General features: G+C 62.1%; 19 protein-coding genes. 3 read left to right on the top strand and 16 right to left on the bottom strand.

Annotation, left to right across the window (positions count from 1 at the left end):
- Positions 1-28: 28 nt before the first annotated feature.
- Entirely contained in the window at positions 29-997 is a 969-nt protein-coding gene (locus P3T42_RS16875) for a choline ABC transporter substrate-binding protein (protein WP_429306675.1), read from the bottom strand.
- A gap of 326 nt (positions 998-1,323) precedes the next feature.
- Between P3T42_RS16875 and P3T42_RS16870 the strand changes: the two genes are divergently transcribed.
- Complete coding sequence (locus P3T42_RS16870) at positions 1,324-2,319, top strand: GlxA family transcriptional regulator (protein WP_429306674.1); 996 nt, start codon at positions 1,324-1,326, stop codon at positions 2,317-2,319.
- Here the strand turns inward: P3T42_RS16870 and P3T42_RS16865 are convergent.
- The 3 genes from P3T42_RS16865 to betC all read right to left on the bottom strand — a co-directional run bounded on the left by P3T42_RS16865 (position 2,316) and on the right by betC (position 6,353).
- Complete coding sequence (locus P3T42_RS16865; protein WP_074295653.1) at positions 2,316-3,458, bottom strand: porin; 1,143 nt, start codon at positions 3,456-3,458, stop codon at positions 2,316-2,318. The two genes, P3T42_RS16870 and P3T42_RS16865, sit on opposite strands and share 4 nt — an antisense overlap.
- Positions 3,459-3,777: 319 nt before the next feature.
- Positions 3,778-4,734, bottom strand: coding sequence for a choline ABC transporter substrate-binding protein (locus P3T42_RS16860; protein WP_429306673.1), 957 nt, complete (start codon positions 4,732-4,734; stop codon positions 3,778-3,780).
- Positions 4,735-4,814: 80 nt separating this feature from the next.
- On the bottom strand, positions 4,815-6,353 hold the full coding sequence (betC, locus tag P3T42_RS16855; protein WP_429306672.1) for a choline-sulfatase: 1,539 nt from the start codon (positions 6,351-6,353) through the stop codon (positions 4,815-4,817).
- 148 nt (positions 6,354-6,501) lie between these two features.
- Here betC and P3T42_RS16850 point away from each other — a divergent pair, with 148 nt between their 5' ends.
- Entirely contained in the window at positions 6,502-7,404 is a 903-nt protein-coding gene (locus P3T42_RS16850; RefSeq protein WP_074295656.1) for a choline sulfate utilization transcriptional regulator, read from the top strand.
- A gap of 185 nt (positions 7,405-7,589) precedes the next feature.
- Positions 7,590-8,468, top strand: coding sequence for a formyltetrahydrofolate deformylase (locus tag P3T42_RS16845; protein WP_429306671.1), 879 nt, complete (start codon positions 7,590-7,592; stop codon positions 8,466-8,468).
- A gap of 691 nt (positions 8,469-9,159) precedes the next feature.
- Here P3T42_RS16845 and P3T42_RS16840 read toward each other — a convergent pair.
- The 12 genes from P3T42_RS16840 to P3T42_RS16785 form a co-directional block, all read right to left on the bottom strand.
- Positions 9,160-9,585: a nuclear transport factor 2 family protein gene (locus P3T42_RS16840; protein ID WP_429306670.1), complete on the bottom strand. Its 426-nt coding sequence runs from the start codon at positions 9,583-9,585 to the stop codon at positions 9,160-9,162.
- Between the two features lie 131 nt (positions 9,586-9,716).
- Entirely contained in the window at positions 9,717-11,375 is a 1,659-nt protein-coding gene (locus P3T42_RS16835) for an APC family permease (protein ID WP_429306669.1), read from the bottom strand.
- 115 nt (positions 11,376-11,490) lie between these two features.
- The gene (locus P3T42_RS16830; protein WP_074295661.1) at positions 11,491-12,366 is read right to left on the bottom strand and encodes a glycine betaine ABC transporter substrate-binding protein; all 876 of its coding nucleotides are present in this window, start codon (positions 12,364-12,366) and stop codon (positions 11,491-11,493) included.
- A 126-nt stretch (positions 12,367-12,492) separates the two neighbouring features.
- Positions 12,493-13,635: an FAD-binding oxidoreductase gene (locus tag P3T42_RS16825; protein ID WP_429306668.1), complete on the bottom strand. Its 1,143-nt coding sequence runs from the start codon at positions 13,633-13,635 to the stop codon at positions 12,493-12,495.
- Between the two features lie 44 nt (positions 13,636-13,679).
- Positions 13,680-14,921 carry an aromatic ring-hydroxylating oxygenase subunit alpha gene (locus P3T42_RS16820; protein ID WP_429306667.1) on the bottom strand — a complete coding sequence of 414 codons (1,242 nt, stop codon included), beginning with the start codon at positions 14,919-14,921 and terminating at the stop codon, positions 13,680-13,682.
- A gap of 40 nt (positions 14,922-14,961) precedes the next feature.
- Positions 14,962-15,741, bottom strand: a complete 780-nt coding sequence (locus P3T42_RS16815; RefSeq protein WP_429306666.1) for an electron transfer flavoprotein subunit beta/FixA family protein — start codon at positions 15,739-15,741, stop codon at positions 14,962-14,964.
- Positions 15,738-16,937: an electron transfer flavoprotein subunit alpha/FixB family protein gene (locus tag P3T42_RS16810; protein WP_429306665.1), complete on the bottom strand. Its 1,200-nt coding sequence runs from the start codon at positions 16,935-16,937 to the stop codon at positions 15,738-15,740. The genes P3T42_RS16815 and P3T42_RS16810 overlap by 4 nt, the downstream gene beginning before the upstream one ends.
- Before the next feature lie 4 nt (positions 16,938-16,941).
- Positions 16,942-18,861, bottom strand: coding sequence for a (Fe-S)-binding protein (locus P3T42_RS16805; RefSeq protein WP_429306664.1), 1,920 nt, complete (start codon positions 18,859-18,861; stop codon positions 16,942-16,944).
- A 2-nt stretch (positions 18,862-18,863) separates the two neighbouring features.
- Positions 18,864-20,927, bottom strand: coding sequence for an NADH:flavin oxidoreductase (locus tag P3T42_RS16800; RefSeq protein WP_074295667.1), 2,064 nt, complete (start codon positions 20,925-20,927; stop codon positions 18,864-18,866).
- Positions 20,928-20,987: 60 nt separating this feature from the next.
- Positions 20,988-21,521, bottom strand: a complete 534-nt coding sequence (locus tag P3T42_RS16795; RefSeq protein ID WP_429306663.1) for a DUF5943 domain-containing protein — start codon at positions 21,519-21,521, stop codon at positions 20,988-20,990.
- A 122-nt stretch (positions 21,522-21,643) separates the two neighbouring features.
- Positions 21,644-22,615: a dipeptidase gene (locus P3T42_RS16790; protein WP_074295669.1), complete on the bottom strand. Its 972-nt coding sequence runs from the start codon at positions 22,613-22,615 to the stop codon at positions 21,644-21,646.
- A 69-nt stretch (positions 22,616-22,684) separates the two neighbouring features.
- Positions 22,685-23,959, bottom strand: coding sequence for a serine hydroxymethyltransferase (locus P3T42_RS16785; protein WP_074295670.1), 1,275 nt, complete (start codon positions 23,957-23,959; stop codon positions 22,685-22,687).
- Positions 23,960-24,302: the final 343 nt, after the last annotated feature.

Raw genomic sequence — 24,302 nt, 5'->3', positions numbered from 1 at the left:
GTCCGTATGCGCTACGTCGCTATGTCCTTCAAAGGCCGAGATACGCCTTCACCGCCGGCAAGCCGTCCTTGCCGTCATAGGTCTTCACGCCCGCGAGCCACGCGTCGAGCACTTGCGGGTTCTTCTTCAGATAGTCTTTGGCGGCGTCGGCGGGTTTTTCCTTGTTCATCACCGATTGCATGACGACGTTTTCAAGCTGGGTCGTGAAGCGCAGATTGCTCACGAGCTTGCCCGCATTGGGGCAGCGCGTCAGAAAGTCCGTCGAGGTCAGCGTGTAGACGCGCGCGTCGCCGTCGTTAGGGCCGAACACGCCGTCGCTGCCGCTCAGATACTTCATGTCGATGGTGATGTTCATCGGATGCGGCTCCCATCCCAGGAACACCACCCACTTCTTGTCGCGCACGGCGCGATCGACCGTCACCAGCATGCCCGCCTCGCTCGACTCGATCAGCTTGAAGCCGCCCAGACCGAACTGATTGGTCGCGATCATCTTCTGGATCGCCGCGTTCGCACTGCTGCCGGGTTCGATGCCGTAGATCTTGCCGTCGAGTTCGGCGCGATGTTTGGCGATATCGGCAAAGGTCTTCAGGCCTGCATCGTATTCGTAGGTCGGCACCGCGAAGGTGGCCTTGGCGCCGGTCAGATTAGGCGGCTGCAGCACGTCGATCGCCTTGGCCTCCACGAACGGCGCAATGGCCTTCTCCTGCACCGGCCACCAATAGCCGAGCGAGACGTCGAGCTGTTTGGTCTTGAGCCCCGCGAACGAAATCGGCACCGAGGCGACGGTCGTCACCGGTTGATAGCCAAGCCCTTCGAATACGGTAGACGCGAGTGCAGTGGTGGACGTAATGTCGGTCCAGCCGATATCGGCAAAGCGCACGGCGCGGCAGGACTCGGGGTCCTGCGCGAAGGCCGGCTGCGCCAACACGGCAGCGGCGGCCACTGAGGCAACGGCGGCCGCGCGACAGACGGACAAGGCTTTGACGCTTAACTTCATGAGATTCCCCTTTCGGACACGTTTGACTGCGTGTTTCGAATCAGGCCGCACAGCGGGCGGCCAACCGGACATGCTGGACTGCGTGGTGTGACGTAAAGTACAACCCCATATTCTGCGCAAAGCGACCGTCAGCGACCCGTACTTGCCTGGTCGCGACCATGAGGGAAAACCAGCAGCGCGGCCGGTGCGGTGCAGCATCGCCTGCCGGGGCACAATGAACAGACGTTAGCAGCCGCGAATATTGACGAACCTTGCCGGCGCGTGTCCCGCTTGCTACGCTTTTGGCCGTCCCCCGAACCGCTTGCCCACGCCCGAGCCGCCGCACGATGCCCGAAGACATTTCGTTCCTGTTGCTGCCGGGCTTCTCGGCGATCGGCTTCATGTCCGCGGTCGAGCCGTTGCGGGTGGCGAACCGCTTCCGCGACAACCTGTACCGCTGGCATATTCTCAGCATCGATGGCGCGCCGGTGGCCGCGAGCAACGGCATTTCCTTGAACGCCGAGGCGGCCTTCGACGCCGTCAAGCATGCGTCAACCCTGTTCGTAGTGGCGGGGTTCGAACCGCTCGCCTGCTATACGCGTGCGCTCGGTAGCTGGCTCAAACGGCTGGACCGTGCAGGCGCGACTTTGGGCGGGATCGACACGGGCAGTTTTATCCTCGCCGAAGCGGATCTCTTCGGCGCAGCGGACAGCCTGACCTTGCATTGGGAAGCGCTATCGGCGTTTCGCGAGCGCTATCCGTCGCTCGCGGCCAGTCAGGAGTTGTTCGAGATCGGCGCACACCGCATCACGTGTGCGGGCGGCACGGCGTCCATCGACATGATGCTCGACCTGATTGGCCGCAGTCATGGTGCCGCGCTGGCGTCGGCGGTTTCGGAACAGTTTGTGGTCAGCCGGATCCGGCAGCGGTCCGACCATCAGCGTATGGAAATCGCCGCGCGTTACGGTGTGCACAACCGCAAGCTGATCCAGGTGATCGGCGTGATGGAACAGCATATGGAAGACCCGCTCGCGCCGGCCGAACTCGCGCAGGAGATCGGCGTGACGCGCCGGCAACTCGAGCGTCTGTTTTGCGCCGCGCTCAAGGACACGCCGACGCATTTCTATCAGCAGCTACGGCTCAATCGTGCGCGCGAGTTGCTGCAGCAGACCGACATGACGATCACGGCAATCTGCGTGGCGTGCGGCTTCGAATCGCCGTCGCACTTTTCGCGCACCTACCGGGCGCGCTTCGGGGCGAGCCCGCGCAGCGACCGCAGTCCGTTGGGAGGCGGCAGCAGCAGCAGGAGCGGCGACTCACATCGCCGCCCGCCTTCCCCTTAGAACGAATGCCGCATGCCGATCCGCACATCCGACTGCGTGCTGGTGGTGGACGGCGTGAAGCTATAGCCGATCACCGCATCCACACCGCTCGATGCCTTCAGGTAGTCACCCGAGATATAGACGTCCGTGCGCTTCGACAGCAGGTAATGCAGGCCGAGCGTACCCTGGTTCCAGTGGTGTCCCTCGAAGCTCGTGTACTGGTAGCCGCCAACCGCGCTGAAAGCCGGCGTGATCTGCCAGTTCGCGCCGCCCTCGCCCACCTGCATATGCGCCGACTCCCCGTAGGCCTTGATCGTCGTGTACGTATAGTTGGCGTTCAGCGTGACATTGCCGATTGCATAGCTGGTGCCGACGCCGAAGGTCCCCTGCTTGTCGACCGCGAACGAGGTGCTCGAATAGAGATCGGTGATGGCGCCCGTGGTGGGGTTGACGCTGATCGTCGGCCGGCCGAGGAAGGTGCTCGTGCCGATCATCGCGTACGGATCGAACGCGTAGATGCCGAACGGATTGTTCAGTTGGGTGTAGGCCGCGCCCAACGTGAACGGACCGTTCGCGTAGTGCGCGCCAAGGCTATAGGCGCTATCCTGGTGGAAGTCGCCCGCCACGCCGCCAAACGAATACAAGCCGCCAAAGGTAAAGCCCGCAATATCGTTAGAGAGGAACTTCACCGAGTTAGGCAGACGGTCGCCGTTGAAGCGGTCGAAGTCGCCCTGATGGATCGCATAGCCGCTACCCCATGCCGAGATGTTGTAGATCGATACCATCTCATTGGTCAGGTCGAGCTGATTGCCGAACGACAGCGTGCCCCACTGGTTCTTCAACCCGACATACGCCTGGCGGCCGAACTCGGCACCGTCGAAGGCGAGCTTGCCCGTCCCGAGGTGAAAACCGCTTTCGAGGACGAACACCGCGGACAGGCCGCCGCCGAGGTCTTCGTTACCCTTGAAGCCAATGCGGTTGCCGTAGGCAATGCCGTCATCGAACTTCACGACATGCGAGCCACCGGTATTGCTGACGTAGGTGATACCCGCATCCAGAATCCCGTACAGCGTGACGCTGCTCTGGGCCTGGCTGACGGCGGGGACGCTGGCGAGCGCGAAGGCTACGCCGGACAGTGCTGCGGCATTCTTTCTTTTCATTGTGTCGTTCTCTCTTGCCTTTGTCGATGGGAAGAGCGTTCCGCACAAGCAGTAGCGGAACGGCCCGATCCTGCTGGAATGACGCGCCGTCTTTGGAGCGCTCGCCGCGCGTTTCCACGCAATCCCACGCGACGATGGTGGGACAGTACAAGCCCATATTTCCACCAACTCGACCAAAGGCGACGCCGATTGGTCTGATTGCGACAACGAGGGAAAATGCTAAAGACGTGCTGCGGCGCAGCGGGCATGAGGCGCTTCTTCAGGGGCGCCTTGTCATGCCGAATGCAAAATGCGGCTTGCCGAATGCCGCTTTCCGACGCTAGTGCAGCCCTAAAGACGCTTGAACGGCATGCAAGCCATCTGCACCACTAAGGGTCGTCACGCCCTTAAGCCACGTTGACAGCAGCTCAGGATTGGCCTGTAACGCATGAAGCGCGGCCGTATTCACATCCACCTTGTTTTGCAGCACATTGGTGATGATCTGGTTCTCGAGGTCGACGTTGAACGTGACCTGCTGGAACAGCTTCGCGAGATTCGCACACTGGCCGGCAAAGCCTGCTCGCGTCACCGTATTCACAGTGGCACCGCCGTAGTTCGGACCGAAGTACGCATCGCCGCCCGAGAGATACGCGAGATGGAACCTGGTGTTCATCAGATGCGGTTCCCATGCGAGAAACACGATCCACTTCTTGTCCCGCACCGCCCGCTCCACCTGAGTCAGCATGCCCGTCTCGCTCGACTCCACCAGTTTCCAGTCGCCGAGACCAAAGGCCTTGTCCGCAATCATCTTCTTGATGTTCTGGTTAGCGGGCGCACCCGGCTCGATGCCGTAGATCTTGTCGTCGAACTGGTCCGCGTGCTTGACGAGGTCGGCGAACGAATGCACGCCCGCAGCGGCAACATAGTCCGGCACGGCAAGCGTGAACTTCGCATTGGTCAGGTTCGCGTGCAGCACGTCGACCGAATGCTCTTCGACGAAAGACTTGACCAGCGGCCCCTGGGCAGGCATCCAGTTGCCGAGGAAGACGTCGATTTGCCCTTTCTTCAGGCCTTGATAAGTGATCGGCACCGACAGGTTCGACACGTTTTGCTGATAGCCGAGGCCCTTTAAGAGCAAACCGGTGACGGCATTGGTGGCGTCGATGTCGGACCAGCCCGGATCGGCCATGCGGACCTGCGTGCAGCTTTGCGGGTCCGCCGCATGGGCCGCGAGGCTCGCGAAGCCGCACAACGAGGCTAATAGCGTGGAAAGCAGGAAGGTCCAGCGTCGTTTCATGGTGGGCTCCGGTTCGGTCAGTGTGTTAAATCCGCTAGATGCGTTCGATTCGTTCAATGGGTTCGATGCGTTCGCGGCGGCTAAGGCGTCACGCGTGGAAAACGCGCCATCGCTTCGAGCGTGTCGAGCTCAATGTGATTGCGCATATAGCGCTGGCTGGCGTCGTTGAACGGCTGCCAGTCCCACGACTGGATGCGGCCCTGCGTGGTCGCTTCGAAATGAAAGCGGCGGCGCCGCTGGCTCGCCAGCACGGCTTCGCGCAGAGCCGGCAGGTCCCAGCGGCTAGCTGCTTCGGCACGGAATGCTGCGAGCACGTCGGCCCATGCGGCGCTTGTGGCGAGGTTGAGGAGCTCTTGCGGGTCGACGGCAAGGTTGTAAAGCTGGTCCGGATCGACCGGCGAATGAATGTACTTGAAGTCGCCGCGCCGGATCATCACCATCGGCGCCAGCGCCCCTTCCGCGAGATATTCGCCGATCGCCTCGTCATGGCCGCCCTCGCCCTGCAGATGCGGCACGAGACTGCGGCCGTCGACGGGGTCCGGCCATTCGTCGCGGCGCGCGCCGGTCGCGAGTTCGACGAGCGTCGGCAGCAGATCGAGGTGCGATACCGAAGCGGACACGCGATGCGCCGCGAAGCGCCTGGGCGCATGCACGATCAGCGGCACGCGGATGCCTCCTTCGAAACAGGTCATCTTGTACCAGAGGCCGCGCTCGCCCAGCATCTCGCCGTGGTCGGAGGTGACGATCACGATGGTGTCGTCCGCGAGTCCCGTGGCATTGAGCGCGTCGAGAATAGCGCCAAATTGACGATCGACGTACGACAGCGCGCCGTAATACGCGTGGCGGGCATTGCGTACCTGCTGCTCGGTGGGCGGCGTGCGGTCGGTTTCGCAGACGACGCGCAGGCGCCGCGAGTGCGGATCGCTTTGCTCCGCGGTGAGCGAGGTGCGCGGCAGATCGATCTCGTCGTCACGGTACAGGTCCCAGTATTCCTGCGGGATCGCATACGGATCGTGCGGATGCGTGAGCGAGGCGACGAGGCAAAACGGCCGTTGATCGCGCCCGGCCTGACGTTCGCGGGCGACGTCGAAGAGCTTCTGGCGCGCGGTGAAAGTGACCTCGTCGTCGAAATCGAGCTGATTGGTGCGCACGCAAGGGCCCGCGTCGAGCACCGAGCTCATGTTGTGATACCAGCTTGGGCGCACTTCGGGCTGCGACCAGTCCGGCACCCAGCCGAAGTCGGCCGGATAGATGTCGGTCGTGAGCCGCTCTTCGAAACCATGCAACTGATCCGGGCCGCAGAAATGCATCTTGCCCGACAGGATGGTGCGATAACCGGCCGCCCGCAGATAATGCGCGAAGGTTAGCGTTTGCGCCGGAAATTCGGCGGCGTTATCGTAGGCGCCTATGTTCGACGGCAGTTTGCCGGCCAGCATCGAGAAGCGCGCCGGCGCACACAGAGGACTCGCGCAATAGGCGGAATCGAAGACAACCCCTTCGCGAGCGAGAGCATCGAGACGCGGCGTGCGCGAAATCGTATGACCGTAGGCCTGCAATGCGAACGGCGTCATCTGATCAGCCATCAGGATAAGGATATTCTGCTTTGTGTTAAGGCTCATGAGCGGGGTCGATTAGAATCTTGATGATTTCCGCGCGGCTGACGCGCGGCTTCATGGCGTGCCGCGTCATGCGCGAGAGTCTTCACTATTGCTGCTCATTAGCGCACTGTGAAGGCGCTCAATGCTTATGGGCCCATAAGGGGGACTTATGCCGAGACAGGATCGTTTGCCGCCGATGCAGACATTGTCGGTGTTCGAATCGGCAGCGCGGCTTGCGAGCTTTACGGCGGCCGCGCGCGAGCTCGGCTCCACGCAGCCGGCGGTGAGCCAGCGCGTCGTGCAACTGGAGGAAGATCTCGGCACGCCTTTGTTCGCGCGGGGGCATCGCGGCGTTTCGCTCACACCTGAAGGCGAACGGCTTTTCGAAGCGGTCCGCCAAAGCCTCGACACCCTCCGCGTGGCCACGGCCGACATCCGCGCTCGCCGCGCGACGGGCGAATTGACGATCCTGACCGATTTCGGCTTTGCGACCTATTGGCTGATGCCACGCCTCACGCGCCTGAAGCAGTTGATGCCGGAGGTGGACGTGAAGATCATCACGTCGCAGGCGGCGTTCGACCCGCGCCGCGACCGCGCGGATATCGCCATCGCATTCGGCGACGGCGACTGGGCGCCGTGCACATCGACGCGGCTGTTTACCGAGGAGGTCACGGCGGTTTGCTCGCCGGCGTTTCGCGACGCTCATCCCAGGGTTGCTCAGGCGGCCGATCTCATGAGCCTGCCTTTACTGCACGTGCAGCCCACGGAACCGGTACGCTGGCTCGCATGGAGCGACTGGTTTGCGGCCCATGGTCTCTACCCGCCTGCGGACCGGCACGGCATCACGTTCAACAGTTACGCGCTGGTGATCCATGCGGTGTTGATGAACCAGGGTATCGCGCTAGGCTGGACGCCGCTGGTGGACGAACTGCTCGCGACGGGGCAACTGGTGCAGTTGCTCGATCAGCCGGTGGTGACTTCGCGTGGCTATTTCCTGGTGTGTCCGCAGGCGCGGCCGGAAGCGGCGGCAGTGCCGCTGTTCAGGCGCTGGCTGTTCGACGAATGCGCGTGAGCCGGCGCCTGGCGTGACATCTTCGATGCCATGCGTCACGGGGCGCTGACGCTCCGATACCAGCATGACGGCGTTTCGATTCTATGCGCGGGAAATCTGGCCTGATTTACTTTGGCATCCCGCGCGCTCGATTGGACGTTCTGTTCCCGATGGCGCGGGTTTCCCTATCGAAGCCAAGGAACCGCATGCCCGCCACCGATCGCTCCCATCAGTTCGCCCTGACCTTGTCATGCCCGAGCGCGGCAGGCCAGGTCGCCGCCGTTGTTAGCTTTCTCGAACGGCATCATTGTTATATCGACGAGTTGACGGTCTTCGACGACGACATCAGTGCGCGATTCTTTGTGCGGTGTGTGTTTCATGGGGTTGCACTCGCGCCTGCGTTGCCTTTGCAGATTGATGCGTTGCGGCGGGAGTTTGCGCCTATTGCATCCGACTTCGAGATGACGTGGGCGATTCACGATGTCGCGGTGCGGCCCAAGGTTTTGATCATGGTGTCCAAGCTTGAGCACTGTCTCGCGGATTTGTTGTTCCGCTGGAAGATGGGGGAACTCAAGATGGACATTGTCGGGATTGCTTCCAATCATCCTGATCTTGAAGGGCTCGCGGTGCAGCATGGGTTGCCGTTTCGGCATTTACCGGTTACTGCTGAGATGCGTGCCGCGCAGGAGGCTCAGGTGTTGGAGCTCTTTGAGTCTAGCGGCGCCGAGTTGATGATTCTTGCGCGGTATATGCAGATTCTCTCCGATCAGACCAGCCGGGCGCTTGCTGGGCGGGCTATCAATATTCATCATTCGTTCCTGCCTGGGTTTAAGGGGGCTCGGCCTTATCATCAGGCGCATGCGCGTGGGGTCAAGTTGATTGGGGCTACTGCGCATTTTGTCACTGACGATCTGGATGAAGGGCCTATCATCGAGCAGGTTGTCGAGCGGGTCGATCATTCGTTTGGGCCGGAGCGGTTGCTCGCTGTTGGGCGGGATGTTGAGTGTATTACTTTGGCTCGGGCTGTTAAGGCTTTTGTTGAGCGGCGCGTGTTCATTAATGGGGAGCGGACTGTGGTTTTGTGATTTTTCTTCTTTCGCTGCGCGGCGGGTTGTTGTTCTTGCGGTGTTGGTCTTTACTTGTATTCTTGGTGGTCTGTTGGTGTTGCCTTTTGGCTGTTTGCCTACGGTGTTGGCCTTTCCTTGCATTTTTAGTGGTCTATTGGCGTTGCCCCTGTGCGGGGCGGCACTTACTTTCTTTGCCGCCGCAAAGAAAGTAAGCAAAGAAAGCGGGCTGCCACCGCCAGCCCGTAGTGAGCCATCTCGGTTCACCACCGGGAACGGCCCAACACGAGACGTGCTCCCGCGTTTCCACCGTTCTTGACACAGCGCTCATCCACCCCACTCCGCACTCCGTGCGTCGCGGATGGGTTTGCATGGGAAAGCCGGCGCGCTAAATAGTTAGAATACCTACACAGCCTTCCGAATGAATTATGCCCCGCGGCGGGCGCGCAGCGCAACGCTGGAACGGATGACGGCCTTGTCACTAACGGCTATGCCGCGAGGGCGCATCTCGTCTTGGGCCGTTTCCACTAGCAGACCTAGATGGCTCACTACAAGCTGGCGGTGTGAGCCCGCTTTCTTTGCTTACTTTCTTTGCGGCGGCAAAGAAAGTAAGTGCCGCCCCGCACAGGGGCAACGCCAATAGACCACTAAAAATACAAGGAAAGGCCAACACCGTAGGCAAACAACCAAAACCACCCCCCCCCAACAAACCTCAGTGCTTATACCCCTGCCGCGCAAGCAACACCCAAACCCCGTCACGTTTCTGCCAAACCATCAACTGATCGAAATCGACCTCCGAAACCTTGCCCGCACTCTCCACCGTCCCGGAAAAATGATCACGAACAATAGCGTCGTCTCCGGCCAGCGTCGTCGCCGAATTGCTCAGATCGATTCGCCGATAATGCGTCGCGCCGCTTGCAATCGTTTCGATAAACGCCGCCTGGTCCTGCACACGGCCATTCGAATGCCCATAGCTAAGCGCCTCGGAAGTCACGGCCTTCATCCCCTGCGCATCACCGGCAAGCATGGCCGCATTCAGGCGCTGCACCGCTGCGTTCACAGCGGCTTCGTCCGTTGTCTGCGCGGTCGCGCTCAAACACGCAAGGCTCAGTACCCCCAGGCAAATCATTCTTTTCATCAAGTAACACTCCTTGAAGCACGCCCTACGTTGCGCGCAAGCGGCAGTCAAGCGGCACGCAGCGAGGCATCGCAAAGGCCAACCTGACGCCGCCGCTCGACAGACCCCGCACGCCGAACCGCTCTCTACGTTCAATAGAACGGCCTGGCCAGATGATGAGAAAACCACACCACGAACACGCCCAACGCCAACGCGCCAAACGGCAAAACTCGCCGCCAATCGACCACGGGCACGCCATCGTCCAGTTGCATATCCTGCGCCATCCGCGCAGGAAACCGTCCACGATCCTGCCAGAAATGCCGGTAGAAGAACACCGGGACTATCAGAAGCATCGCAATCAGCCCATTGCGCATGGTCCCCTCGCCTTGCAGATCCGCCCCCGCCCCAATGAACGCCAGATCCAGATACCCGCACACCGCACCCGCCACCAGCAACCAGCGCGCGCAACGAAACGGCCGGTCCGCGTTCGGCCGGTCCATCCGGTGAATCCAGCCCGATTGCAGATTCAGAAACACAAAGATCATGTAGCAAACGTTCGAAACCGATAGCACCGTCATATAGTCCGACATCAACAGCAAGATCAGGTTGAAGCCCAAATCGGTCCACATGGCGCGCGTCGGCGATCCATGCTCGTTCACGTGCGACAGATAACGCGGCAGCCATCCATCCACCGACGCCTGGTACAAGGTCCGCGACGACCCCATCATCGACGTCATCACGATCAGCAAAATCGACAACATCAGCATCACCACGATCACCGCCGAAACCAGCGCCCCGCCGCCCACCATATGCGCCATCGCCGCAGCCACGCCGGTACCGTCGACGATCTTCGGATCGAGCATCCCCGCCGTGCCAAGCGCACCCTGAAACGCCAGCGGCACCAGCGTCATCACCAGCAGACACAACAGGCCCGACCAGAAAATCGCCTTGACGGTATCCGTGCGCGGATTGCGAAACTCGCGCGTGTAGCACACCGCCGTTTCGAACCCATACGCCGCCCAGCCCGCCATGAACATCGCGCCAAACGCCATGGTGACGCCAGTGCCGTTCCACGCACCGAAACGCGATGCCGTCAATTGACCGTGAGCGTCATGCCCAAGCGGCAATAGCGGCCATAGATGCGCTGCAGGCACATCGCCCGTAATGAACGGCACGATTCCAACGATCAACAGGGGGACTAACGATGCAATGCCGAGAATCCGCTGCGTCTTGGCCGCTTTCGAGGCCCCGCTATGCTGGAGTTTGAAGGTAATGAGGAGAAAGGCAGCAGCGATCACGAAGGTGGCGTTGATGCGCAGCGTCAGACCTTGCTTGATGACGCCAAGATCGAGCAGCGTCAGGTGCCAGGTGTTGATCGCGGCGTCGGGCGCAAACAGGCTCGTCAGCGCATAGTTGGCGGCGAGTCCTGTGCCGAGTGCAAGCATCGGCGACCACGCGAGCCAGTTGCACCAGACCGATACCGGTGCAAGCGTTTTGCTGTAACGCACCCAGGCCATCGCGCCGTACACCGAGGCGCCGCCCGACTTATGGGGAAATAACCCGGAGATTTCCGCATAGGTCGCGCTCTGCAGCAGGCCCATCACAATCGAGCCGATCCAGATGGCCCACGCAGGTTGTCCAATCGACGCGGAGACCCCGCCAATCGTAAAGAGAATCCCTGCGGGTACGCCGCTCGTTACCCAGAATGCGTCCTTCCATGTGAGGCGGCGTTGCAGTGTGTGGCCTGCTTGCCGCTCCGTATCCTGCTGCGCGCCTTGCGCGCTACGCGTTCGCGGTGTTACCTGTTCCATCCAGAGCTCTCCAGTGACGAGCCTGCCCCGGGCCGAAACGCGTACAACACAACACACGGTACAAGCGATCACACCACCGCCTGTACCGTGCCCATGCAACGTCAAAGGAAGGACGTTACTGCGCTCCAGCCACCCAGCTATCCACCCGATCGCCATGAGCGGCGATCCACGCATCAGCTGCAGCAGCAGGCTTGGTACCGTTCTCCGTCGCCAGCATCACGCTGTCGATTTCGCCCGGCTTCCATTGAAATTTCTTCAGAAACGCAACCACGGGTGCTGCCTTTGTCTCCAACCCGGGGTTGATCACATTGTCGACGTGTTCCGCATCGCCGTAAACCTTCTTGGGGTCGTCGAGGAACTTGAGCTTCCACTTCGCAAACATCCAGTGCGGCGCCCAGCCCGTGACGATCACAGGTTTATTGGCATGCATCGAGCGCGCAAGTTCCGCAGTCATGGCGCTGCCCGAACTCGGCATCAACTGATAATCGAGGCTATACGCCTTGATGGCGTCGTCGGTTTTCTTCATCACCCCGGCGCCCGCATCGATCCCGACAATACGTCCACCAAAGTCCGCCTTATGCGCCTCAAGATCGGCAATGCTAGTTTCCGGCACATCAGCCGGCACGATCAACCCAATCTTCGCGTCCGGAAAGTTAGTACCGAGATCAGCCACCTTGGTCTTGAACTGATCCCAGTAGGCACCCTGCGTCACCGGCAGCCAGGCCGAGAGCGTCGCATCCAGATCGCCCCGCGCCACGCCCTGCCACATGATGCCGGCCGCCACCGGCACGAGTTGCACCGGATAACCCAAACGCTTTTCGATCACCTCGGCCGCGACGTTCGACGTCGCTACGCTATCGTCCCATCCTTCGACGTAGCCAATCTTGATCGTCGGTTTCGTGTCTGCGGTAGCCGTCACGCTTGCGCCCATCATCGTGATCAGCGCAGCCCCCAAGGCGCTGCATAGCAGCTGCTTTTTCAAGCCTTTCATGGTCGATCTCCTTGTACCCGCCCACGCGGTGAGCCTTTAGAATCCCCAGCCAGAAATCGCCACGAAGTAAGCTTTGCGACGTCTGCTTGTCCAAATGCGACCTGCATAAGTCGTTCATTCAGCAGACTATTTATCCACCACCAGATCGGACAGCGGCTTGCTGCAACACAGCAGCACCATGCCCTGGTCGATCTCGCGCTGACGGATGCCGCCGTTGTGTTTCATCTCCACCTGTCCCGACACCAGCTTGACCTTGCAGGTGCCGCACATGCCCTGCGTGCACGACGCAGGCAAGCGCACGCCGGCCTGGCGGGCCGCATCCAGAACGTGTTGATCCGTACCGCAATGAATCTCGCGGTTGCTGCGCGAGAAGCTCACCGCGAACGTGTTCGCGAGCGCGTCTCCGTTTTCGGCCGGCGCAACTTCGGCCAGCAGTTCCGGCGCCTCTTCAATCAGCGTCTCGAATGAGAAACTCTCCTCGTGATAGTGCCGGCGATCGAAGCCCGCTTCGTCCAGCAGGTCGCGCACGGCCTTCATATAAGGCGCGGGACCGCAGGTAAATACTTCGCGCTCCATAAAATCCGGCGCGATCAGTTTGAGCAAGGGCAGCGTCAGAAAACCGGTGACCCCTGGCCAGTTCGTGCGTGTCCCGACCCGCTCGCACACAAACGACGCGCGGAAATTGCTCTGGTTAGCCGCAATCAGATCGAGTTCGCGTGCGAAGATGATGTCCTCCGGCGTGCGCGCGCTATGCACGAAGGCAATGTCGCGGTCTTCGCTCAACTCGTGATGCGCGCGGCTCATCGACATCAGCGGCGTAATGCCCGAGCCCGCCGAGAGAAACAGATACTTGCGCGCCGGATGCCGTGCGCAGGTGAATTCACCGGACGGTCCCAGCACGCGGACCTGCGCACCGGCTTGCAGATTGTCGTGCAGCCAGTTCGACACCTTGCCGCCCGGCACCCGTTTCACGGTGATGGAGATCGTATGCGGACGCGTCGGCGACGACGAAATCGTGTAGCACCGGTTGATCGTCTCGCCGTCGATCTCCAGTTCGAGCGTCACGAATTGCCCAGGCTCGAAGGAGAACCCATGCCCTGCCGGCGAGCGGAAGAAAAAGCTCTTGACGTCATGGGTTTCCTGACGCACCTGGCAACAGACGAGTGTCTCTTCGACGTCGCTCGTCCAGCGCGCCGGCAGCGTGCCCCAGAATTGCGGCTTGGTCAGCCGGCTTTCGACGGGTTCGAAGGTTGCCGCATCCCGCATCATTGTTCGCTCCACCTGCCGCCAGGCATCCGGTTGTTAATCTGCTGTCACTTGTTGATCTGTGCTGCGAGGCGCCCGATATACCAGTCGCTGAACTTCTCGACGAGCCCTTCCGTGTACGGCGAATACGGACCCGGCTCGTACGCGCTGCTCGCGGCGCCGCGTTGCGAATATTCGACCAGCGCACGGTCCTGATCGTTGGTCGCATTCCAGACCGCGGTCAGGTTCTTGACGTCGTAGTCGATGCCCTCTTTCGCGTCCTTGTGCACGAGCCATTTCGTGCGCACCAGCGTTTCGTCGGCGGAGAGCGGAATCACCGAGAACGTCACGATGTGATCGCTCATGAAGTGGTGCCACGAGTTCGGCTGGGTCCAGAACGAGAGTCCGCCCAGATCGGCTTGCCTGAATTCGCCGAGCAGTTTTTTCGAGGCCACCTTGGCATCGAGCGTCTGCGATTCGCCGCTACGATCGAGCGGCAAACGTTGGGTGCGAAAACCCGTCACGTCGGACAGGCGATCCACTTCCACCGATGGCAGGTCCATCGCTTCCCATTGCGCGGAACGCTCCACGCACTCGCGCTCGAACGCCGCCATGCCCTCGGCATTCGCCGGCGAAGGCTGATAGCCGAAGCCGTATTCGTACAGCGAAATGGTCAGCTCAGGATGGTTCGCGACGCAGTGATAGCACTCGCGGTTGTTCTCCATCGTCAGCTTCCAGTTGCCTTTCTCGATGATGTCGATGGTTGCCGCAATCTTGCAGTTCGGCAGATCGTGCGGCAGCAGATACGGCTCCATGGCGGCGCGCATCACGTCGAAATCGACGGGCGGTTCTTCTGCCAGGCAAATGAAGATCAGGCCGGCGAGACTCTGCACGTGGACCGTCTTGAGGCTGTGCTTGCAGCGGTCGAACTGTTCGCCCATATGCTCGGCAAACAGCAACTGGCCGGTCAGGTTGTAGGTCCAGCTGTGATACGGGCAGACGATATTGCCGACCGAACCCTTGTCCTCATTGCACAGCCGCGCGCCGCGATGACGGCAGACATTGTGGAAGGCCCGCACCTGCATGTCGTCGTCGCGCACGATCAGGATCGAGTCGTTGCCGAGTTGCACGGTCGTGTAGTCGCCCGGTTCGGGAATGTCCGGCTCGACGGCGACCTGAATCCAGTGCTGGCGGAAAATGGCTTCCATGTCGAGCGCGAAAATTTCGTCGCTCCGATAAAACGGCGCTTCGAGGCTATAACCCTTCTTGCGCCGGTCGACCAGCGTGTGAATGTCTGCCGATACTTTCATGTGTGCTCCGGAATTGCTAGGGCCGTGGTGCGGCGCAAAATCAGTAATCGATGAGTTGATGCTCGCGCAAATAGCCGAGGATCACTTGTGCTTTTTCGACCGAAGTCCCTTCAATTACGACGCTGCCGCCGCGGCTTTCCGTGGTCGTCGCCGAGAGCATCCGCGCATGGCCGGAACGCTTCTCCTGAGCGGCGAGCCGAACCGGCTTGCGCAATGCGGCGGCCACCGTCCACGCGCCGGCATCGGCACTGACAGACGGGCTCACGTGTGCGGTTTCGATGGAGCCGGCCTGCTGGCGCGCATACGCATAACGCGGCGTAACGCCCGCGAGCGGATGCACCGCCACCACGGCGGGCAGCGCGGCCTCGACGCGCCTACGAACACCTTTCGGCAAGAATTGCCGCACAGTGACGCGTCCTTGCGCGACTGAAGCGTCCACGGCCGCGCCGAGCAGCGGATAGCCGAGCGCGTCGGCGAGCTGGTAAGGCAGCATGCCGCTGTCGAACCCGCCCTCCGCGCAGGTGCCGGTCAAGATCAGGTCGTAGTCCTGCAAGCGGAGCGCCAGCGCGGCGACGGCGTCGTCATCCTCACCGCAGGCCAGCACTTCGATGCGTTCGGCGCCGAGCGCCAGATAGTCTTGCAGCGCGGGATTCAACGGATCGCCCGCGTGCAGCGTATCGAGCCGCGCCCCAAGCTGACGCGACAACGTGCGGCCTATTTCCAGCGCGGCGGCATCGTTACGGCTGTAGCGCGCCACGCCGCTGACCGGGTGACGCCCCACTGAAACGAGTACTGCAATGCGTGTCGGTGTGCGGCTCATGCTGCGACTCCTTCGGCAACGGCCACCGTGGCCGGCGTGCTTGCCTGCGATCGCGACGTGCGGGCCAGCGCGACCGCGTCGATCAGCGATGCGATGGTGGCCTGCGTATCGCCGATGATGGTCAGATTGGCCCGTTTGACGATCGGCGCGCTGCCGTCGAGATTGACCGCGATCACGTGACGGCAATCCTTGATGCCCTGCAAATGCTGAACTGCGCCGGAGATGCCGAAGGCGATATACACGCTCGCCTCGACGGTCTTGCCGGTCGCGCCGATCTGCTTGTCGCGTGTGAACAGGCCGTTGTCGACGGCCACGCGGCTCGCGCCGATGGCCGCGCCGAATGAGCCCGCCAGCTTCTCGAAAGCGCCCACGTCGGTCACGCCGTTGCCGGCGGAGACGATGAAATCCGCTTCTTCGAGCGCGACCTGAGCCGCGTCGATCTCCTCGATACCGAGGTCGCCATAGGCGTCGCCGGCGGACTTGCTGCTTGCCGCGACGAAGGGCATTTCCAGATGCTCGCCTGCGCCGATGAACGGCAAGCGCGGATCCACCGCACCCGCTGCCAGCAAAACAATATCCGGCAGCGCGCGCGTCGCGAATGACTTCTTCGCGTGGACATACGCGCCAACGTGAGACGCAGAAAGTTCGACCACGTGCGTCGCAACGCTCGCTCTCGCATAAGCCGCGTAACGGCGGCCAAGGTCGCCGTCGCCCGTCGCGTTGTCGGGGATCAGGATATGCGCGGGGGAAAACTGTGCGACGCAAGCCGCCAGCGCCTGCAATTCGCTTTCAGGCGCGAACGTGCGGCGATCGAACGACGCCACTTCGATCACCTTGTCGGCGCCGAGCGCAGCGGCATCGTCCTTCAGCTCGCCTAGCACCAGCAAGGCGACCTGCGTGTGCGCATCGGCAATCAGCGCGGCGCCGGCGAGCGTCTGGCGCGTATGTTCATCCAGCGAGCCGCGATCGCTATGGGCGACCACCAGCAATGTACGTTGCGCCGCTTGCGTGGTACGGCGCGGCCTGGCGTTACCGCCGCCATGCGCCGTGCCATGTTGATGGGCCTGTGCAGCACGAAGCACATCGTCCTGCGACGCCCCTTCTTCCAGCACCGCGCCCAGCGTAATGCGCTTGAGTCCTCCCGCCGTGATGGTGAACGGCCTGCGCGGATCGATACGTTTGAGGATCGTGTTCATCGCTTCACTCCAGCGCCGCAGCAACGAGTTCGGCTACGTCGAGCACTTCTGGGCGCGGGCCGACCACCCCTTCGAGCATCGCCGTGCAGTTCGGGCAGCCCACTGCGACCACCTCGGCGCCAATCGCGCGCGCATCGGCCATGCGGATATCCGGAATGCGCTGCTTGCCGGGAATGTCCGTCAAAGGCGCGCCGCCGCCACCGCCGCAGCAACGGCCACGTTTGCCGTTACGCTCCATTTCGACCACCTTGATGCCGATCGATTTGAGCAGTTGACGCGGCGCCTCGGTCTCGCCGTTATAGCGGCCCAGGTAGCACGGATCGTGATACGTGATGCGCTTGTCGGCCAACGCCGCGGCCGCTTTCGGCGACAGCTTGCCCAATGCAACGAGGCTCGCAATCAAGCTCGTGTGATGCAGCACTTCGAAACGCGCACCCAGGGCACGGTATTCGTTGCGCAGGCTGTGCATGACGTGTGGGTCGGCCGTGACGATGCGCTTGAACGTCAGGTTCGCCAGCGTGCCGGTCAATTGCTTTGCCATGCGCTGGAAGGTGGCTTCGTCGCCGAGCCGCCGCGCGACGTCGCCGGTGTCGGTCTCGTCGCCGCCCAACACCGCGTAGTCGACGCCCGCCTTGTTCAACACCGTCACCAACGCCCGCAGCGTGCGCTGATAGCGCATGTCGAACGCGCCTTCGCCGGCCACCAGCAGCACGTCGACCGCCTTGCCCGGTTGCGCAACCGGCGCATTCAGATCGACGGCCCAGTCGTAGCGAGCGGACTTGTCGTAGCCGCCTGCCGTGCCGGTTTCGCGCAGATTCGCCAGCACTTCCGGGCCCTTGCCCGGCACCGTGCCATGCACCAGCGTCTGATTGCGGCGCATGTCGACGATCGCGTCCACGTGCTCGATCAACATCGGGCATTCCTGCACACAGGCACGGCAGGTGGTGCAAGACCACAGCGTGTCCGCTTCGATCAGGCTCGAAACGATGGCCCGATCCGGCTCACCGGAATGCTGCCCAACTGCCAGACCAGGTGTCGGGCTGCCGGCATAGGCCGCATCCGACCCGCCCACCATGCCGGTGACCAGATCCTGAATCAGCTTCTTCGGATTGAGCGGCTGGCCGGCGGCAAACGCCGGACAGGCTGCTTCGCACTTGCCGCATTGCACGCAGGCATCGAAACTGAGCAACTGGTTCCAGCGGAATTCCACCGGCTTGCCCACCCCGTATTCGTTCTGCTCGAGTACCGGAGTTTTCAGCGCAGTGGGCGGCGTGGCGTCGGCACGCTCGTTACCGTGACCGGCAAACCGCTCCTGGCGCGGATGAAACGCGAGATGCAGCAAGCCGGCCAACGCATGCTTCATCGGACCGCCGCGCGCCGCGCCCATCGTCATCGCGAAGGCACCCACCGCGATCAGCAACGCGAAAATCACCGCAAGACCGCCGGACATCGCCGAGGCGGGCACCAGCACGAACAGCACCAGACCGAGCGCGAACGAGCCGAGCAACCACGGTAAGGTATCCCAGGGACCGCGTGAAAGACGCGCCGGCACCGCTTTCGCGCCGCTACGCCGGCGCCAGACGAATACGGCGCCCACCAGCATGATCAAGGCCGCAAGAAAGATCAGCTTGTCGAGCCACGGCGAGTAAATCGCCAGCCCGTAGTTGAGGAACACCAGTGCAAACGCGGCAATGGCGCCACCCGCCGTGGCGACGTGTGTCTTCGCGATATACGGATCGCGCGCCACCACATGGTGCAGATCGACAAAATAGCGCTTGGGAATGGTCAACAGGTTGGTCCACCCGAAGGCGCCCGCCGCCGTCGCGCGTCCGAGCCGCCAGTAGGACGAACGTTTCGCGACCGCGAACGCAAGGCCGGCGACCGATACCCACAGCAATGCGGTGATGAGAAACGCCGGGCTCATCGTTAGAAGTCCTTGCAGAGGCGCAGCGCGTCGTAGATCGCGCCGTGAATGTTGTGCATCGAGATGCAGTCGCCGACCCGGAACAGCAGGAAGCGGCCGTTACCCAGTTCTTCGGATAGCGAAGGTTGCGGCTCGGCGGCGAACAGCTTGTGCACGTCGACCTGGCCGCGGTTCACCGATTCCGGCTTCAGCTTCCAGTAGAGTTCGTCGTTAGGCGTGCTGCCGTTTTCGATCACCACCTGATCGACGGCGCGCTCTTCCTGCTCCTCGGTGTACTCGTTGCGCAGCACGGCGATGGTCTTGCCGTCCTCTTCGTAGACGCGATCGAGCCAGTAGTTCGGCGTATGCACCACGCCGAGGGCGTAAAGGCGGCGATAGAAAATCGGGAAGGTCGTGCCGCCGACGTCGTCCGCCACCTTCACGTCGGGCGTGACGATCTCCACTTTCGATCCGCGGCTGGCGATAAAGTCCGCGACGCCCGCGCCCGCATGCGTGCTGACGCCGTCATAAACGAGCACGTTCTGCTTCGGCTCGACCCGGCCCGCGAGAATGTCCCACGAGCTGACCGCGAGCCCTTCCGCCACGCCCCATGCCGGCACCTGCTGCGTAAAGCTTGAACCGCCGGTGGCGAGCACGACGATGTCGGGCTTCTCGGCGAGAATCATCTTGTCGTCGGCCGCGACGCCAAGGCGCCGGTCCACGCCGAGGCGTCTGGTTTCCATGTCGAACCAGCGGACAATGCCGGCCATCTGTTCGCGCTGCGGCGCCTTCGCCGCCAGCATGATCTGACCGCCCACGGCATCGTTCTTTTCGAACAGCACGACGTCATGGCCACGCGAACGCGCAACACGAGCCGCTTCCAGCCCCGCCGGGCCCGCGCCGACCACCACCACCTTGCGGCGCGGTCCACGGGTCTTTTCGATCACATGCGGCATCGTCGCTTCGCGCGAGGTCGCCGCGTTCTGCACGCACAGCACGTCCAGACCGTTGTACTGACGATCGATGCAGTAGTTCGCGCCCACGCACTGCTTGATCTCATCCTCGCGGCCATCGCGGATCTTGATGACCATATGCGGATCGGCGATCTGCGCGCGGGTCATGCCGACCAGATCGACCATGCCGTTCGCCAGCAAACGCTCGGCCTGACCCGCATCGCGGATACTCTGCGCGTGCATCACCGGCAGCTTCACCACCGACTTGATGCCCGCCGCCAGATGCACGAACGGCTCGGGCGGCAACGCCATCGGCGGCATGCAGTTGGCGAGCGTATTGTGCGTATCCGCACCGGAGCCGATCACGCCGATATAGTCGATCAGGCCCGTCTCGGACATTGCCTGGGCGATCTCTTTCAACTGTTCGTGGTCGAGTCCGTCCTCATGAAACTCGTCGCCGCACATGCGCAAGCCGACGCAGAAATCGCGCCCAACGGCTTCGCGCACAGCAGTGAGCACTTCGACGCCGAAGCGCAACCGGTTCTGCAAACTGCCGCCCCATTCATCGGTGCGGAAGTTGGTGCGCGGGCTCCAGAACTGATCGATCAGATGCTGGTGGGCGGCGGATATCTCGATGCCGTCCATGCCCGCCTGCTGCACCCGCTTTGCCGCCGCTGCAAAGTCCGCGATGATGCGGCGAATCTCCTCCTCTTCGATAATCTTGGCATTGCCGCGGTGCACCGGCTCGCGCACGCCGGACGGCGTCATCAGATGCGGCCAATGCTCGCCATGGAACGCCGAACGGCGGCCCATGTGCGTCGCCTGAATCATGATCTTCGCGCCGTGGCGGTGCATCGCTTCGGCGAGGCGGCCGAGCGGATCGACGATCTTGTCGGTCGAGAGATTCACCGACTTCCACCAGCCCTGCGGGCTATCGATCGACACCGGACTCGAGCCGCCGCATACGGCGAGCCCCACACCGCCCTTGGCCTTTTCCTCGTAATAGCGGATATAGCGATCGCCGGGCAGACCGCCCGGTTCGGCGTAGACCTCGGCATGCGCCGTGCTGACAATGCGGTTGCGCAGCGTCAACTGGTTCAGCGTCAAGGGTTTGAACAGATTCGGGTAACGCATCGCGGACGACCTCGGACGGGGTTCGGTTAAAGCAGGTTCTTACGCGTTTTCCACGCGTTTCTAATCAGCCAGCGGCGACACTTCGAATACGCAATGCGCGTGGTGTTCGGCGGCGCACTGCACTTCTTTCGACTGCGAGCGCGGCGCGTTCTTGCCCGCTTCGGTGGTGTCGTTGACCCAGTCCATGGCGCCGGCGAACCAGCCTGCGAACATGTAGCAGAGCTTGCCTTCCTTACCCGGTTGCGCCAGCACGAACGACGAATGATGCAGTTCGATCCGCGCACGCGCGCTCGCCGGGTCGGCTTCGACGATCTTGAAGAGACCCCAGCCGCGCTGCGACAGGCGGTTCAGGTAGTGCTCGAAAACCGCCATGCCGCTGATGCCGTGCTGCTTCGCTTCCTTGTCGCACCAGTGGTAGGCCGACTTGTAGCCGGCCTTGTAGAGAATCTCCGCGTAGACGTCGCGGCCCAGCGCTTCTTCCACTGCCGTATGGTTGTTGGTGAAGAAATGGCGCGGCACGTACAGCATGGGCAGCGAATCGGTGGTCCAGACGCCGGTATTCGCATCGACGTCGATCGGCAGTTGCGGTTGCATCGCGAGTTACTCCGTGGGGTAAGCGGTATCGATCGCGGGTGCTCATCGAGGCACCCGTCGCCGGTTTAATGCATGCATGTCAAAGCGGGCTTGAAGCGCCCCGCGTGGGTCTGGCTCGCCCCTCAGGCGCCCCAGACGTCGCGGAACACGCGCACCCAGTTTTCGCCCATGATCTTGCGAATGCGCGTCTCGCTCCAGCCGGCCCGCTCCATCGCCGCGGTCAGGTTCGGGAATTCGCCGATGGTGCGAATGCCTTCCGGATTCACGACCTTGCCGAAGTTCGTCAGACGGCGATAGCGGCCCTTGTCGTGCGTGATCCAGTCGAAGAAATCGACCGTATAGCCTTGCGTGAAATCGGAGCCGATGCCCACGGTGTCTTCGCCGATCAGATTCACCACATAGTCGATGGCTTCGACATAGTCCTCCACCGTCGCGTCGATGCCGCGCTTGAGGAACGGCGCAAACATCGTCACGCCGACGAAACCGCCCGCATCGGCGATCTCCTTCAGTTGCTCGTCGGACTTGTTGCGCGGGTGCTCCTTCAAACCGGACGGCAGACAGTGCGAATAGCACACCGGCTTCTTCGAGAAGGCAATCGCCTCCGAAGAAGTATTGCCGCCCACGTGCGACAGATCGACCATGATGCCGACGCGGTTCATTTCGCTGATCACTTCGCGGCCGAAACCGGACAGGCCGCCGTCGCGCTCGTAGCAGCCCGTGCCGACCAGATTCTGCGTGTTGTAGCAAAGCTGCACGACACGGACGCCCATATCGGCGAAGGCTTCGATATAGCCAAGGTTGTCCTCGAACGCATGCGCGTTCTGGAAGCCGAGAATCACGCCCGTACGATTTTCCTTCTTGGCGCGCAGGATGTCGTCGGTGGTGCGCACAAGCGTCAGCAGTTCGCTGTTTTCGCGGATCTGCTGCTTCATCAAGGCGATGTTGTCGACGGTTTTGCTAAAGCTTTCCCAAACCGATACCGTGCAATTCGTGGCGGTAATGCCGCCCTTTTGCATATCTTCGAACACCGAACGATCGAAGCGCGAAATATTCAGACCGTCGATGATGATGCTGTTCTCGTGCAGAGTGCTCATTCTGTTTGCTCCATCTGGCTGGCGTGTGGGGCGCTGCTTTTAGCGTAAGTAAGTGGGCGTGACGGCGAATCAGTAGATCGGGAAGCGCTCGCACAGCGCGAAGATCTCGCGGCGCACGCGCTGTTCGGTGGCCGCATCGCCTTCGGGCGACACGCGCAACGCTTCGAACACCTCAAGAATCAGGCGGCCGATCTCGCGGAACTCGCTGACGCCAAAACCGCGCGTCGTGCCGGCCGGCGTGCCGAGGCGAATGCCGGAGGTGACCGTGGGCTTTTCCGTATCGAAGGGGATGCCGTTCTTGTTGCAGGTGATGCCCGCGCGCTCCAGCGCCTGTTCGACCTGGGTGCCCTTCAGGCCCTTGGGACGCAGATCCACCAGCAGCAGGTGATTGTCCGTGCCGCCGGTGACCAGATCGACGCCGCCTGCCTTCAGCACTTCGCCGAGCGCCTGGGCATTGGCCAGCACGCTGTCGATATACGACTTGAAGCCGTCCTGCAGCGCTTCGCCGAATGCGACCGCCTTGCCGGCGATCACATGCATCAACGGGCCGCCTTGCAGGCCCGGAAAGACCGCAGAGTTGATTTTCCTGGCGATGTCTTCGTCATTGGTCAGCACGAAACCGCCGCGCGGGCCACGCAGCGTCTTATGGGTCGTTGAAGTCACAACGTGTGCGTGTTCGAGCGGATTCGGATGGCGGCCCGCGGCGATCACGCCGGCGATGTGCGCCATATCCACCATCAGCTTCGCACCGACGCTATCGGCAATCGCGCGGAACCGCGCAAAGTCGAGCACCCGCGGATAAGCCGAGAAGCCGGCAATGATCAGCGTGGGCTTATGTTCATGCGCCAGCGCCTCCACCTGGTCGTAGTCGATCCGCAGCGTCTCGCGATCCACACCATATTGAACGGCGTTGAACCACTTGCCGGACAGCGCGGGTTTTGCGCCGTGCGTGAGGTGGCCGCCCGCGTCGAGCGACATGCCGAGCACCGTATCGCCCGGCTTCGTGAGCGCCAGCATCACGGCGCCATTGGCCTGCGCGCCCGAGTGCGGCTGCACATTGGCGTACCCTGCGTTGAACAATTGCTTGACGCGCTCGATCGCCAGCGCCTCGATCTGGTCGGCGAATTCGCAACCGCCGTAGTAACGCTTGCCCGGATACCCTTCCGCATATTTGTTGGTCAGCACCGAGCCTTGCGCTTCGAGTACCGCCCGCGACACGATGTTTTCCGACGCGATCAGCTCGACTTGCGACTGTTGCCGCTCGAGCTCCTTGAGCACCGCGCTGCGGACCGGCGCATCGCGTTCGGCGAGCGTCTGCGAAAAGAAGGGGTTTGCGTTCGACATGGGCGTTCCGTGAGAAATGGATTGCAGTGATGGAGGCAGTCCGCGAAACACCGTGAATCCCTTGACTGGCCTGCTGCCACCGGCTACCGACGGCTCTATTCTTCTCCCTCATCGGAAACGTCAATTTACGAATTCAGACGCGTTCTTTGCCTTTTCCGCCATTCAAGTCCGTTTTGGACAAGTGACCGGTCGTGCGATTCGCCGCCCGCCCGCACTGCTTGCGTGCGCGAGCCGCCCGCGAACAGTGCCTGCGCCGCACACGCGCGGTGCGGCGGCGCCCGCCAATCTTTCAACCCGCTTGATAAGGCCAGGGTTTAGCCGTATGGCACGCTTGTTGCCCTCG

The organism is Paraburkholderia sp. GAS38 (assembly GCF_050434965.1).
GTDB lineage: Bacteria > Pseudomonadota > Gammaproteobacteria > Burkholderiales > Burkholderiaceae > Paraburkholderia > Paraburkholderia phenazinium_A.
Note: the sequence above shows the minus strand (reverse complement) of the source record. Positions and strands in the feature narration are given on the sequence as shown.